The following is a 14,072-nucleotide window of genomic DNA, read 5'->3' on the forward strand; positions in this document are numbered from 1 at the left end:
GAGTCCCGTGCCCGAGTTGCCCGAGGTCGAAGTCGTGCGGCGGGGCCTGGAGCGCTGGGTCAGCGGGCGGGTCGTGAAGACGGTCGAGGTACGGCATCCGCGGGCCGTGCGGCGGCATCTGGCGGGGCCCGAAGGCTTCGCGAAGGCCCTGGCCGGACAGCGCGTGGGAGAGGCCATGCGGCGCGGCAAGTATCTGTGGCTGCCGCTCGACGACTCCCCGTACTCCGTGCTCGCGCACCTCGGCATGAGCGGCCAGCTCCTGGTACAGCCGGAGGACGCCCCGGACGAGAAGCACCTGCGCATCCGCGTCCGCTTCGACGACGCCCTCGGCACCGAACTCCGCTTCGTCGACCAGCGCACCTTCGGCGGACTCTCCCTGCACGAGAACACCCCCGACGGACTCCCGGACGTCATTGCACACATCGCACGCGATCCGCTCGACCCCCGCTTCGACGACGCCGCGTTCCACACGGCCCTGCGCGCCCGCCGTACGACGATCAAGCGCGCCCTGCTCGACCAGTCACTGATCAGCGGGGTCGGCAACATCTACGCGGACGAGGCGCTCTGGCGCTCCAAGCTGCACTACGAACGCCCCACGGGCACCATGACCCGGCCGCGCACCACCGAACTCCTCGGCCACATCCGCGACGTCATGAACGACGCCCTCGCCGCCGGCGGCACGAGCTTCGACAGCCTGTACGTCAACGTCAACGGGGAGTCGGGCTACTTCGACCGCTCGCTCGACGCGTACGGGCGCGAGGGCGAGCCCTGCCGGCGGTGCGGGACGCCGATGCGCCGACGCGCCTGGATGAACCGGTCCAGCTACTTCTGCCCGAAGTGCCAGAGGGCGCCGCGCGTCACGCCGTAGTCCTGCCGTAGTCCGGAAGAGTCAGTCTTCAGTCCGGAAGGGTCAGTCTTCGCGCGTCTCGTCGTAGCGCTCGCGGGCCTCCAGGACGTTGTCCATGTGGCCCTCGACGAAGGTGATGAGCGTCAGCAGACGCTCGGAGACCTCGCGGCCGAGGGGCGTCAGCTGGTAGTCGACGCGCGGCGGGTTGGTGGGCTGCGCCTCGCGGTGCACCAGACCGTCGCGCTCCAGCGCGTGCAGCGTCTGGGAGAGCATCTTCTCGCTGACGCCGTCGACCCGGCGGCGCAGCTCGTTGAAGCGGAACGTGCCCTCGTGCAGCGCTCCGAGCGTCAGCGCGCCCCAGCGCCCGGTGACGTGCTCCAGCGTGCCCCGGGACGGGCAGCTGCGCGCGAACACGTTGTACGCGAGGTCCTGACACTCACCGCTCTCGGCGGTCTGCACGGTGGTCTCCATACAAGGAGCATACTCGGGCGCAGCGCTAACCGATAGGTTGCACTAACTAGAAGTTAGTGCTTTCCTTTGGTTTGTTGTCCCCACCTTGAGGAGTTCCCAGCGTGAGCACCCCCGTCATCTCCATCGCCTACCACTCCGGCTACGGCCACACCGCCGTCCTCGCCGAAGCCGTCCGCTCCGGTGCCGTCGAGGCCGGTGCCCAGGTCCACCTGGTCAACGTCGACGAGATCACCGACGCGCAGTGGGAGCTGCTCGACGCCTCGGACGCGATCGTCTTCGGCTCCCCGACCTACATGGGCACCGCTTCGGGCGCCTTCCACGTCTTCGCCGAGGCGTCCTCGAAGCGCTGGTTCGGGCAGGACTGGAAGGACAAGCTCGCCGCCGGGTTCACCAACTCCGGCTCCAAGAGCGGTGACAAGCTGCACACCCTGCAGTTCTTCCAGATCCTGGCCGCGCAGCACGGCATGAACTGGATCAACCTCGGTCTGCACCCCGGCTGGAACAGCAGCACCGCCTCCGAGCACGACCTCAACCGCCTCGGCGTTTTCGCCGGCGCTGCCGCCCAGACCAACGTCGACGAGGGCCCCGACGCCGTGCACAAGGCCGACATCGCCACCGCCGAGCACCTCGGCCGCCGGATCGCGGAGACGGCACGGGTGTTCGCGCTGGGGCGGGCGGCTGTGGCCGAGGTGGCCGCGTAAGCGTTTACGTAAACGTTTACGTAAACGTTTGCGTAAGCGTTTACGTGCTTGCGAATGAGCCGCGCTCGAAAAGGGCCGCTCACGAAAAGGCCGCGCTCACCCTTTCCGGGTGGGCGCGGCCTTCGCTTTTCGAGTCGTGTCGAGCCGTGTTGAGCTGTCCCGAGGTGCGCGGCCCTCGGCCTAGTAGCCGAAGTCCTGCGTCCACCAAGGGCCGCCCGAGCCGAAGTGGGCTCCGACGCCGAGGGTCTTGAAGTCGCAGTTCAGGATGTTGGCCTTGTGGCCGGGGCTGTTCATCCAGGCTTCCATCACCGCCGCGGCGGTGGCCTGGCCGCGGGCTATGTTCTCGCCGCCCAGGCTGGTGATCCCGGCCTTCGCCGCCCGGTCCCAGGGGCTGAGCCCGCTCGGGTCGGTGTGGTCGAAGAAGTCCCGCGCGTCCATGTCCTCGCTGAAGGCCTGGGCCAGGTCCGACAGGGCGCTGTTCGCCGATACGGCGCTGCAGCCCACCTTGGCCCGCTCCTCGTTGACGAGCTTGAGCACCTCGGCCTCGGCCGCGGTCTCGGCGGAGACCGTCACCGGGGCGGTGGTCTTCGGCGCCTTCGTGGCGGTCTTGGAGGGCTTCGGAGCCTTCGGGTCCTTGGTCTTGCTGGGCTTGGTGGTGGGCTCCTTCGTAGCCGTCGCCGACGGCGCGGCGGCCGACGTCGCGGGAGCGGCCGACCCCGAGGGCGAGGCGGAGCGGTCCGCGTCACGGCTCGTCGACGTGTCGTCGCGAGAGTCCGCGCTGCCGGACGTGCCGCCCTGCTGGGTTTCCAGGCTGGAGGGGGAGCTCGCGGCCTGCACGCTGTCGGAGTTGCTGCTGCCGCCGCCGAGCGAGTAGTTGTCGCTGCCGGGCAGCACGCCGGCCGCTACGGCGACCGTGCCCAGCGCCACCGCCGCGGAGACGCCGAGCAGGCCCGTGCGTACGGGGGTCGCGCCCTTCCGCTTGCGGTGCGAGCGGGCAGCGGCCGCGGACGGGAGGTCGGCGACTGCGGCGTAGCCGTAGAGGTTCTCCGGGCCGTAGCTGTCCGTGTCGGGCTCGTATGTATCTGTGACCCCGGTGGCGCGGCCTGTGGCGGCGCGGCCGGCGGCCGAGCGTCGGTGGCGTCCCATCTCCTGGGCCTTCCTCGATCTTGCGGTCAGCGATCCTCAGCCGAACCTCACCCGAAAGAGTGAGTTTCATATGAGACTCATTGGGTCGGGACGGTACCCCATGCCGCAAGGGGAGGAAGTGCTCAGAGAGACATTGTCCGGTTAGCGTGCACCCATGAACGAGGTTGCACGGCTGGTTGTCTGGGTCCGCGGAGGGGTGCAGGGCGTGGGTTTCCGCTGGTTCACGCGGGCCAAGGCGCTGGAGATCGGTGGGCTGAGTGGTTTTGCTCTCAATTTGGACGACGGACGGGTCCAGGTCGTCGCGGAGGGCTCTCGGGCCGAATGCCAGAGCCTGCTCGATTGGCTCCAGGGGGACGACACACCCGGGCGGGTAGACGGAGTCACTGAGATCTGGGACACGCCCCGGGGGATCTACGAAGGCTTCGCCATTCGCTGACGGCGACGGCGGCAATACCCCAGGCGGAAGCGGTATGGCATGCCACCGGCACCTGCCAGAAGCAGAAATGACCTGGTGGTTGCCAAGAACGGCTTGTCGTGGCAGGCTCCGCAGATAACGATGATCTCTACGCCCTGAGGGTTCCGCAGGAGTCGCAGCGCAGCCGTTCCAGAGCCGCGCGACAGCGGGTTGCCCGCCAATACAGGGCGTGATCGTGTTGACCGTCAAACTTTTTGGTGAGACGCTGAAAGCCCCGCGCACCTTAGCTGTTTGGCATGTGGAACGAGCACGACTCAGCAGCACGACATCAGCAGTGTCAAGCATCGCGGGTGCGATTCCCTCACGACCCACACCGCTTCGGTCGGTCACTCAGTGTGGAGGACCATCCATCATGGCAAAGGCGCTTCTCGGTTACGTCGGCGGTTCCGACCCGCGACTCATTGCCGAGATGCGACGGCTCCAGCAGCGCGTACAGGACCTCGAATCCGAGCTCGTACGGATTCAGGCCGAGAACGACGCGCTCGCGGCTGCCGCTTCTCACGACTCGCTTCTCGAGAGCATCGACGTACCCCAGGCGGAGCCTGCGCTCACCTGATCACTGCACCGCACAACGACAGCAGTGGTTGGGCTGCCCGTATCAACCGCTAAGTTGTCAGATTTGCAAGGGACGCCTCCTCGGCGTCCCTTCTTTCTTTCCCCCGCGCACTGTTCCACTCTCTTTAACGTCTGGTGTGCCCTGCACGTTCATGGGTGAAACCGCGCGTTCATGGAGTGAGACCGGCACGAAAGGTAGAGTCCGGCGGCGTGCACCTCAAGGCCCTGACCCTGCGCGGGTTCAAATCGTTCGCCTCGGCGACCACGCTGCGGTTCGAGCCGGGCATCACCTGTGTTGTGGGCCCCAATGGCTCGGGCAAGTCCAATGTCGTGGACGCCCTGAGCTGGGTCATGGGCGAGCAGGGGGCCAAGTCGCTGCGCGGCGGCAAGATGGAGGACGTCATCTTTGCCGGCACCACCGGGCGGCCGCCGCTCGGCCGGGCCGAGGTGTCGCTGACCATCGACAACTCCGACGGGGCGCTGCCCATCGAGTACGCCGAGGTCACCATCACGCGGATCATGTTCCGCAACGGCGGCAGCGAATACCAGATCAACGGTGACACCTGCCGCCTCCTCGACATCCAGGAGCTGCTGTCCGACTCGGGCATCGGCCGCGAGATGCACGTCATCGTCGGCCAGGGCCAGCTCGACTCCGTCCTGCACGCCGACCCGATGGGCCGCCGCGCGTTCATCGAGGAGGCCGCGGGCGTCCTCAAGCACCGCAAGCGCAAGGAGAAGGCGCTGCGGAAGCTGGACGCGATGCAGGCGAACCTGGCCCGCGTCCAGGACCTCACCGACGAATTGCGCCGCCAGCTCAAGCCGCTGGGCCGGCAGGCCGCCGTCGCCCGCCGCGCCGCCGTCATCCAGGCCGACCTGCGCGACGCGCGTCTGCGCCTGCTCGCCGACGATCTCGTACGGCTTCGGGGGGCGCTCCAGTCCGAGATCGCCGACGAGGCCGCGTTGAAGGAACGCAAGGAAGCCGCCGAGGCCGAGCTGAAGAAGGCGCTCCAGAGGGAGGCTCTCCTGGAGGACGAGGTGCGGCAGCTCACGCCGCGCCTCCAGCGCGCCCAGCAGACTTGGTACGAGCTCTCGCAGCTCGCCGAGCGGGTGCGCGGCACGATCTCGCTGGCCGACGCGCGCGTGAAGAGCGCCACCTCTGTGCCCGCCGAGGAACGGCGCGGACGTGAGCCCGAGGACATGGAGCGCGAGGCCGCGCGGATCCGGGAGCAGGAGGCCGAGCTCGAAGCGGCACTGGAGGCGGCCGAGCACGCCCTTGAGGACACCGTCGCGCACCGCGCCGAACTGGAGCGGGAGCTCGCTGTCGAGGAGCGCCGCCTCAAGGACGTGGCCCGCGCCATCGCGGACCGCCGCGAGGGCCTCGCCCGCCTCAACGGCCAGGTCAACGCCGCCCGTTCGCGCGCCGCCTCCGCGCAGGCCGAGATCGACCGGCTCGCCTCCGCCCGTGACGAGGCACAGGAGCGGGCGGTCGCGGCCCAGGAGGAGTACGAGCAGCTGAAGGCCGAGGTCGACGGCCTCGACGCGGGCGACGCGGAGCTGACCGAGCAGCACGAGGCGGCCAAGCGGGCGCTGTCCGACGCCGAGTCCGCCCTGACGGCGGCCCGCGAGGCGGCCACGGCGGCGGAACGCAGACGCGCCGCCACCCAGGCCCGCCACGAGGCCCTCGCCCTCGGGCTGCGCCGTAAGGACGGCACGGGAGCGCTGCTGGGCGCGAAGGACCGGCTGTCGGGGCTGTTGGGTCCCGCGGCCGAACTGCTCTCCGTCACCCCCGGCTTCGAGGTCGCCCTGGCCGCCGCCTTCGGTGCGGCTGCCGACGCCATCGCGGTCACCACCCCCGCCTCGGCGGCCGACGCCATCCGCCTGCTGCGCAAGCAGGACGCGGGACGGGCGGCGCTGTTGTTGGCGGGCGCGCCGGAGGAACGGGACCAGGAAGCGCGCCCTGGCAGGGCGGACGGCGCTGGAAGGGATGCGCACGCCCCCTCCAGCGACGTGCGTGCGGGCGCGGGCGCGGGCGCGGGCGCGGAAACGAACGCCCCCTCGGGGAACGCGCACGCGGGCCCGGGAGCGGACCCGTACGGCGCCCCCGGTGACGTACGCGCGGGCGTGGGTGAGGATGCGCACGCCCCCTCCAACGACGTACGCGCAGACGCAGACGTGGAAACGCAAGCTCCCACCGGCGACGCACGCCCGGGCGCACGCGGAGAGACGCACGCCCCCACCAGCGCCGTACCCCGTCAAGCCCGCCACGACGGTCCCCCGCACGCCGCCGACCTGGTTCGAGGCCCCGCCGAGCTCATGCCCGCCGTGCGGCGACTGCTGCGCGGCATCGTCGTCGTGGGCACCCTCGAAGACGCCGAGGATCTCGTCTACGCGCGGCCCGAACTCACCGCAGTCACCGCCGAGGGAGACCTGCTCGGCGCGCACTTCGCGCACGGTGGGTCGGCCGGGGCGCCCAGTCTGCTCGAAGTGCAGGCGTCCGTGGACGAGGCGGCGGCCGAGCTCGAAGAGCTCGCCGTACGGTGTGAGGAGTTGACCGAGGCCCAGCACCTCGCCACCGAACTGCGCGGGGAACGTGCCGCGCTCGTCGAGGAGTTGGGTGAGCGGCGGCGGGCCGCCGAGCGGGAGAAGTCGTCCGTGGCGCAGCAGCTCGGGCGGCTGGCCGGGCAGGCGCGGGGGGCTGCCGGGGAGGCCGAGCGGAGCACGGCCGCCGCCGCGCGGGCGCAGGAGGCGCTCGACCGGGCCGTCGAGGAGGCCGAGGAGCTGGCCGAGCGACTCGCCGTGGCCGAGGAGATGCCCGTCGAGGAGGAGCCCGACACCTCCGTGCGCGACCGGCTCGCCGCCGACGGCGCCAACGCTCGGCAGACCGAGATGGAGGCCCGGCTCCAGGTGCGTACGCACGAGGAGCGGGTCAAGGGACTCGCCGGGCGGGCCGACGGGCTCGACCGGGCCGCACGGGCGGAACGTGAGGCACGCGCGCGTGCCGAGCAACGGCGGGCCCGGCTGCGGCACGAAGCGGCGGTCGCCGAGGCCGTCGCCTCCGGCGCACGCCAGTTGCTCGCGCATGTCGAGGTCTCGCTGAGCCGGGCCGAGGAGGAGCGGGCCGCCGCCGACAGCGCCAAGGCCCGCAGGGAGCAGGACCTCGTCGCCGCCCGCAACGAAGGCCGCGACCTCAAGGCGGAGCTCGACAAGCTCACGGACTCGGTGCACCGCGGCGAGGTACTCGGTGCCGAGAAGCGGATGCGCATCGAGCAGCTGGAGTCGAAGGCGCTGGAGGAGCTCGGTGTCGAACCGGCGGGGCTCGTCGCGGACTACGGTCCCGACCAGCTCGTGCCGCCGTCGCTCCCCGCCGAGGGCGAGGAACTGCCCGAGGACCCGGAGCACCCGCGCAACCAGCCCCGGCCGTTCCACCGCGCCGAGCAGGAGAAGCGGCTCAAGTCAGCCGAACGGGCGTATCAGCAGCTCGGCAAGGTCAACCCGCTCGCGCTGGAGGAGTTCGCCGCGCTGGAGGAGCGCCACAAGTTCCTCAGCGAGCAGCTGGAGGACCTCAAGAAGACGCGCGCCGACCTGCTTCAGGTGGTGAAGGAGGTCGACGAGCGCGTCGAACAGGTCTTCACCGAGGCGTACCGGGACACGGCCCGGCAGTTCGAGGGGGTCTTCAGCCGGCTGTTCCCGGGCGGGGAGGGGCGGCTGATCCTGACCGATCCCGACAACATGCTCACCACGGGTGTGGACGTCGAGGCCCGGCCTCCGGGCAAGAAGGTCAAGCGCCTGTCCCTGCTCTCCGGCGGGGAGAGGTCCCTCACCGCCGTCGCGCTCCTTGTGTCCATCTTCAAGGCGCGGCCCAGCCCGTTCTATGTGATGGACGAGGTCGAGGCGGCGCTGGACGACACCAACCTGCAGCGGCTGATCCGGATCATGCAGGAGCTCCAGGAGGCCTCGCAGCTGATCGTGATCACGCACCAGAAGCGCACGATGGAGGTCGCCGACGCGTTGTACGGCGTCTCCATGCAGGGCGACGGTGTGTCGAAGGTCATCAGTCAGCGGCTCCGCTAGATACGTGTAGCCCACACCGGTCATGACCTGGGCTTCTCGTTGAGTTCAAGTAATGAACACATGACTGGCACCCCTGTGCCCAAAATTCATAGCAAGTGAACTGTTGACTTCGAAACTTGAAGGCATAGTCTCTGCAACGTTGCTTTTACCTTCAGGTGGTGGGCGGCGCGTTGGTGTGCGCCACTTGAACCAGTACTGAAGGGCTTGCCCCCCACACCCCCGGCAGCGAGGCCGGTGGCCCGAGGAGTTACACGTGACCAGCACCGCGCAGGCACCCCAGTCAGGAGCCAGGACGGCTCACCCCGAACATCTCGGGCATGTCATCTTCATCGCGGCGGCGGCCGCGATGGGCGGCTTCCTCTTCGGTTACGACAGTGCCGTGATCAATGGCGCCGTCGAAGCGATCCGCAGCCGTTACGACATCGGCTCGGCGGCGCTGGCGCAGGTCATCGCCATCGCGCTGATCGGCTGCGCCATCGGCGCCGCGACCGCGGGCCGCATAGCCGACCGCATCGGCCGCATCCGCTGCATGCAGATCTCCGCCGTCCTGTTCACGATCAGCGCCGTCGGTTCCGCGCTGCCCTTCGCGCTGTGGGACCTCGCCTTCTGGCGCATCGTCGGCGGTTTCGCCATCGGCATGGCCTCCGTCATCGGCCCCGCCTACATCGCCGAGGTCTCCCCGGCCGCCTACCGCGGTCGTCTCGGCTCCTTCCAGCAGGCCGCGATCGTCGTCGGCATCGCCATCTCGCAGCTGGTCAACTGGGGCATCCTGAACGCAGCCGGCGGCGACCAGCGCGGCGACGTCATGGGCCTCGAAGCCTGGCAGGTCATGCTCGGTGTCATGGTCGTCCCGGCCGTCCTCTACGGTCTGCTCTCCTTCGCGATCCCCGAGTCGCCGCGCTTCCTGATCTCCGTGGGCAAGGACGAGCGCGCCCGTGAGGTGCTCAAGGAGGTCGAGGGCGAGAAGATCGATCTGGACGCCCGCGTCGTCGAGATCGAGCACGCCATGAAGAGCGAGCACAAGTCGACCTTCAAGGACCTGCTCGGCGGCAGCTTCTTCTTCAAGCCGATCGTCTGGGTCGGTATCGGCCTCTCGGTCTTCCAGCAGTTCGTCGGCATCAATGTCGCGTTCTACTACTCCTCGACGCTGTGGCAGTCGGTCGGCGTCGACCCGACGGACTCGTTCCTGTACTCGTTCACCACGTCGATCATCAACATCATCGGCACCGTGATCGCCATGATCTTCGTGGACCGGATCGGCCGTAAGCCGCTCGCGCTCATCGGCTCCGTCGGCATGGTCATCGGTCTCGGCCTCGAGGCCTGGGCCTTCTCCTTCGACCTGGTGGACGGCAAGCTGCCGGCGACCCAGGGCTGGGTCGCCCTGATCGCCGCCCACGTGTTCGTCCTCTTCTTCGCCCTCTCCTGGGGCGTCGTGGTCTGGGTCTTCCTCGGCGAGATGTTCCCGAACCACATCCGCGCCGCCGCGCTGGGCGTCGCCGCCTCCGCGCAGTGGATCGCCAACTGGGCCATCACCGCGAGCTTCCCGTCGCTGGCCGACTGGAACCTCTCCGCGACCTACGTGATCTACACGATCTTCGCCGCGCTCTCCATCCCCTTCGTGATCAAGTTCGTGAAGGAGACCAAGGGCAAGGCCCTGGAGGAGATGGGCTAGTCCCGCTCCGGAGCCCGCAGACAAGGCTCCCCGAAACGCGGGGAGAAGGGCCAAGTCCCCGCTGCCCCTCTCCTCGTACTCGTAAGAGACGTACCGCCCCGGCTCAGCCTCCGAGATTCTCGGGGTCGTTGAGCCGGGGCAGTACGTTTTCGCAGAACAGGTGCAGGCTGCGCCAGCCCTCGTCGACCGGCATCCCGCCGGACAGCGGATGCAGCACGTAGTTGTCCAGGCCCTGCGCCACGCACGCGTCGGGCGTGAGGATCCGGTAGACGCCCTCGGCGCGCAGCTCCTCGACCGTCGTGGCCGCCGACTTCACCGCCGAGCGGATGTCACCCGACTGCCAGGAGGCGTACGTCCGTGCCTCGTGCAGGAAGTGCTTGCCGTACTCGGCCCACGCCCGGTCCGGGTCCTCGGCGATGTGCAGCAGCGGGGTGTCGGCGGCGGGCATCATGGTCCAGCCCTCGGTGCCGTACTCGATGAGCCGCTCCTTGTAGTACGCCTCCAGCTCCGGGAGGTGCGCGCTCGGAAAGAACGGCAGCCCGAGCCGGGCGGCGCGCCGGGCCGCGGCCTTGGACGAACCGCCGACCAGCAGCAGGGGGTGCGGGTCCGAGAACGGGCGCGGCGTGACCCGGACCGTACGGCCCCGGTAGGTGAACTCCTCGCCGGTCCACGCCTTCAGCACCGTCTCCAGAAGCTCGTCCTGGAGCCTGCCGCGCCGCTTCCAGTCGACGTCGAAGAGGGCGTACTCCTCGGGCCGGTAGCCGATTCCCGCCACCGTCACCAGCCGTCCGCCGCTGAGCAGATCGAGTACGGCGATGTCCTCGGCGAGACGCAGCGGATCGTGCAGCGGGCCGATGACCGCCGAGACGGTGACCGCGATGTGCCGGGTCGCCCCGAAGACCGCGCCCGCGAACGCGAACGGCGAGGGCAGCCAGTTGTTGGCGACGCCGTGGTGCTCCTCGGTCTGCACGGTGGTGAGGGAGCGGTCGTCGGCGTACGCGGCCATCTCAACGGCCGCCTTGTAGCGGGCACTCAGCGACGCGGGGGTGGCGTCGGGGTCAACGAGGTTGAAGCGTACGACGGTTACGGGCATGGGAAGCCCCCCTTCGTGTGTGGAGGGGGACGGTAGCTGACGGTACGTCAGACAGCCATAGCGGCGGACTCCTTGGCGCGCTCGGGCCGCTCGGGTGCGACCACCGCGGGCTTCGGCAGAACGGCGTACAGCAGGAAGAAGACCACGATCGTCGCCACCCGGCCGAGGCCGTACGGCACCGCGATCCACAGCGGCAGGATCTCGCCGAGAAGGAGACCGGGTCGGCGGCCGAGGCCAGGTCCGGCGTGGAGACCGCCATGACGGCGCCCATCAGGACCATGGGGAGTACGACGATGCCGGCGCCGCCGACGGAGTTGCGTACGATCGCCGCGGACGACGCCGTACGCGGGAGGTAGCGCGTGAAGTCCGGCGACGAGGGCACCCAGCTGATACCGAAGAGGGTGCTGAGGACGGTGAGCAGCGCGTAGGGGCCGGTCACCGCGTTGATCGTCGCCCAGCCCTTAGGAGACGGCCAGGGCCGCGCCCATGGTCAGCGGCACGTTGATGTTGGCGGCGAGGGCGTGTCGCGGTCCACGGTATGGGCCGTGACACGCCCTGGGTACGCTGCGCGCACCCGACGCGGCCCTTCGCATACTGGACGCGTTGTGACTCCGCCCCTTAGGGGCTTCCCGGCCGGCGCGAGGTCGGGCGGTGGGCCGGCCCGGCCCGTAGGACATGCGGCCATCCGCGGACAACGAACGGTCGAGCGGGAGGTCACGCCATACTGGGGTTGTTATGGAAACCGTCATCCTTGCTGTAGTCATCGCCGTGGTCGTGATCGGCGCGCTCGGCGGGCTCGTCGTCGGCAGTCGCAAGCGGAAGCAGCTGCCCCCGCCGCCCCCGGTCGCCCCCGACATCACCGCCCCTCCGGCCGAGCCGCACGTCGGCGACGAGGCCGAGACGCCGCGCGACGAACCGCGCCGCACGATCGAGGAGGTGGATCTCCCCGAGGGATCGGCGGCTGCGCCGGTCGCCGTCGAGGAACCCGAGCCTGTTGTCGAGGCTCCCGCGATCGAGATCCCGGAGCCGACCGCCGGGCGCCTCGTACGCCTGCGCGCCCGTCTCTCCCGCTCACAGAACGCGCTCGGCAAGGGGCTGCTCACGCTGCTCTCGCGCGAGCACCTCGACGAGGACACCTGGGAGGAGATCGAGGACACCCTCCTCACCGCCGACGTGGGCGTGCAGCCCACTCAGGAGCTGGTCGAGCGGCTGCGCGAGCGCGTGAAGGTGCTCGGCACGCGGACGCCCGACGAACTGCGCGGGCTGCTGCGCGAAGAGCTGCTCCAGCTCCTCGTCCCCGAGTTCGACCGCGCGGTCAACACCGACTCGCCCCTCGACACTCCCGGCATCGTGATGGTCGTCGGCGTCAACGGCACCGGCAAGACCACCACCACCGGCAAGCTCGCGCGCGTGCTCGTCGCCGACGGCAAGAACGTGGTGCTCGGTGCCGCCGACACCTTCCGCGCCGCCGCCGCCGACCAGCTGCAGACCTGGGGCGACCGCGTGGGCGCCCGCACCGTGCGCGGCCCCGAGGGCGGTGACCCCGCCTCGATCGCCTTCGACGCGGTCAAGGAGGGCATCGAGGAGGGCGCCGACGTCGTCCTCATCGACACCGCGGGCCGGCTCCACACCAAGACCGGCCTCATGGACGAGCTCGGCAAGGTCAAGCGCGTCGTCGAGAAGCACGCGCCGCTGGACGAGATCCTGCTCGTGCTCGACGCGACCACCGGCCAGAACGGCCTGGTCCAGGCGCGCGTCTTCGCCGAGGTCGTCGACATCACCGGCATCGTGCTGACCAAGCTCGACGGCACCGCCAAGGGCGGCATCGTCATCGCCGTGCAGCGCGAGCTGGGCGTGCCGGTCAAGCTGGTGGGTCTGGGCGAGGGCGCGGACGATCTGGCGCCGTTCGAGCCGGAGGCGTTCGTTGACGCCCTTATCGGCGAGTGAGCACCCACTAGAGACAGACAGTAGGTGCTCACCTGCGAAAATTCGTAGGTGGCCGAAGAAGCGCCCGCCCCCAAGGTGCAGTTGGGAGCGGGCGCTTCGTCATGCGGGCCCGTCGCGGTGCGGGTTACGCCCGTGACCGATGCGCCACGTACGCCAGCGTGCCCAGCAGCAGCCGTGCCTGCGGCGGCTTCGTCGCCGAGTCCAGCGCGGGGGAGCGCAGCCAGCGGACCGGGCCGAGGCCGCCCCGGTCGGAGGGCGGGGCCGTGACACACGTACCGGGGCCCAGGCCGTGCAGGTCGAGGGACGCGTCGTCCCAGCCCATGCGGTAGAGCAGCTCGGGGAGCTCGGCCGCGGAGCCGGGGGCGACGAAGAAGTGGGCGCGGCCGTCCGGTGTGGCCGTGACCGGTCCGAGGGGGAGCCCCATCCGTTCGAGGCGGACGAGCGCGCGGCGCCCGGCGGGCTCGGCGACCTCGATCACGTCGAAGGCGCGGCCGACCGGCAGCATCACGGCGGCGCCCGGGAACTCGGACCAGGCCTCGGTCACGTCGTCGAGCGTGGCGCCGGCCGGGATCGCCGGAGCGAACTCCAGCGGATGCGCGCCCGGAGTGGGGCAGCCGGCCTTGCCGCACGAGCACGCCCCGGCGGCGGCCCGGGCGCCCGGGACCACGTCCCAGCCCCACAGCCCGGTGAACTCGGCCACGGCAGTGCACTCCGAGGAGCGGCCGCGGCGCCGCGAGCCGGGCCGGATTTCGCGCATCCCCCGACTGCTGCCGATCGTGAAGCCCATGCCCCCTCCAACGGGTCCGATGCACCAGTGGTTACGTAAGGAAAGCGGAACGTGACCCTCTGTGTCCCCACTTCCCCGTGCCGCGCCGTCCAGACGGCGCTTTGTGGTGCCCCGGGTGGTGCGCTCGGCTGCGCGCGCCCCGGCGCACATCGCTCCGCCCACTCCCGGCCGACATGTGTCAAGTGAATCGCGCGCAGGCGACCCGGAGTTCATTCGAAGGGGTGGCGAATGGTGGCGTTTCCGCAATCGCCATGGCTGGACGGGTGATCGTAGGATTACTTTGAGTACACGAGTCCTGGGGACGTGT

At 70.0% G+C, this 14,072-nt stretch carries 12 protein-coding genes and 1 pseudogene; 7 read left to right on the top strand and 6 right to left on the bottom strand.

Annotation, left to right across the window (positions count from 1 at the left end; genetic code table 11):
- Positions 1-7: 7 nt before the first annotated feature.
- A complete protein-coding gene (mutM, locus tag OG975_RS33955; RefSeq protein WP_406333107.1) occupies positions 8-868 on the top strand; it encodes a bifunctional DNA-formamidopyrimidine glycosylase/DNA-(apurinic or apyrimidinic site) lyase in 861 nt (286 codons plus the stop codon).
- Between the two features lie 42 nt (positions 869-910).
- Here the strand turns inward: mutM and OG975_RS33960 are convergent, their stop codons facing one another.
- Positions 911-1,318 (bottom strand): winged helix-turn-helix transcriptional regulator, encoded by a 408-nt coding sequence (locus tag OG975_RS33960; protein ID WP_406333108.1) that lies wholly within the window; start codon positions 1,316-1,318, stop codon positions 911-913.
- A 101-nt stretch (positions 1,319-1,419) separates the two neighbouring features.
- On the opposite strand from OG975_RS33960, the gene OG975_RS33965 reads away from it, so the two are divergent.
- Complete coding sequence (locus OG975_RS33965; protein WP_406333110.1) at positions 1,420-2,019, top strand: flavodoxin family protein; 600 nt, start codon at positions 1,420-1,422, stop codon at positions 2,017-2,019.
- A 180-nt stretch (positions 2,020-2,199) separates the two neighbouring features.
- On the opposite strand, the gene OG975_RS33970 is transcribed toward OG975_RS33965, so the two are convergent.
- Positions 2,200-3,165 carry a CAP domain-containing protein gene (locus OG975_RS33970; RefSeq protein ID WP_406333111.1) on the bottom strand — a complete coding sequence of 322 codons (966 nt, stop codon included), beginning with the start codon at positions 3,163-3,165 and terminating at the stop codon, positions 2,200-2,202.
- A gap of 154 nt (positions 3,166-3,319) precedes the next feature.
- Here OG975_RS33970 and OG975_RS33975 point away from each other — a divergent pair, with 154 nt between their 5' ends.
- From OG975_RS33975 to OG975_RS33990, 4 genes are all read left to right on the top strand, one after another.
- Complete coding sequence (locus OG975_RS33975) at positions 3,320-3,601, top strand: acylphosphatase (RefSeq protein WP_327432014.1); 282 nt, start codon at positions 3,320-3,322, stop codon at positions 3,599-3,601.
- A gap of 391 nt (positions 3,602-3,992) precedes the next feature.
- Complete coding sequence (locus OG975_RS33980; protein ID WP_028802434.1) at positions 3,993-4,196, top strand: hypothetical protein; 204 nt, start codon at positions 3,993-3,995, stop codon at positions 4,194-4,196.
- 209 nt (positions 4,197-4,405) lie between these two features.
- Positions 4,406-8,266: an AAA family ATPase gene (locus OG975_RS33985; RefSeq protein WP_406333113.1), complete on the top strand. Its 3,861-nt coding sequence runs from the start codon at positions 4,406-4,408 to the stop codon at positions 8,264-8,266.
- Positions 8,267-8,519: 253 nt separating this feature from the next.
- The gene (locus OG975_RS33990) at positions 8,520-9,938 is read left to right on the top strand and encodes a sugar porter family MFS transporter (RefSeq protein WP_406333115.1); all 1,419 of its coding nucleotides are present in this window, start codon (positions 8,520-8,522) and stop codon (positions 9,936-9,938) included.
- A gap of 103 nt (positions 9,939-10,041) precedes the next feature.
- Here the strand turns inward: OG975_RS33990 and OG975_RS33995 are convergent, their stop codons facing one another.
- From OG975_RS33995 to OG975_RS34005, 3 genes and pseudogenes are all read right to left on the bottom strand, one after another.
- Positions 10,042-11,031 carry an LLM class flavin-dependent oxidoreductase gene (locus OG975_RS33995; protein WP_406333116.1) on the bottom strand — a complete coding sequence of 330 codons (990 nt, stop codon included), beginning with the start codon at positions 11,029-11,031 and terminating at the stop codon, positions 10,042-10,044.
- Positions 11,032-11,078: 47 nt separating this feature from the next.
- Complete coding sequence (locus OG975_RS34000) at positions 11,079-11,210, bottom strand: hypothetical protein (protein WP_406336798.1); 132 nt, start codon at positions 11,208-11,210, stop codon at positions 11,079-11,081.
- Positions 11,202-11,425 (bottom strand): annotated as a pseudogene (locus OG975_RS34005) (cytosine permease); the annotation flags it as partial. The gene OG975_RS34000 and the pseudogene OG975_RS34005, both read right to left, overlap by 9 nt.
- A gap of 341 nt (positions 11,426-11,766) precedes the next feature.
- Here OG975_RS34005 and ftsY point away from each other — a divergent pair.
- Positions 11,767-12,978, top strand: a complete 1,212-nt coding sequence (ftsY, locus tag OG975_RS34010) for a signal recognition particle-docking protein FtsY (protein WP_406333118.1) — start codon at positions 11,767-11,769, stop codon at positions 12,976-12,978.
- Between the two features lie 124 nt (positions 12,979-13,102).
- Here the strand turns inward: ftsY and OG975_RS34015 are convergent, their stop codons facing one another.
- Positions 13,103-13,765 (bottom strand): bifunctional DNA primase/polymerase, encoded by a 663-nt coding sequence (locus OG975_RS34015; RefSeq protein ID WP_406333120.1) that lies wholly within the window; start codon positions 13,763-13,765, stop codon positions 13,103-13,105.
- Positions 13,766-14,072: the final 307 nt, after the last annotated feature.

Origin of the sequence: Streptomyces sp. NBC_00203 (assembly GCF_045206325.1) — a bacterium.
Classification (GTDB): Bacteria; Actinomycetota; Actinomycetes; order Streptomycetales; family Streptomycetaceae; genus Streptomyces; species Streptomyces lutosisoli.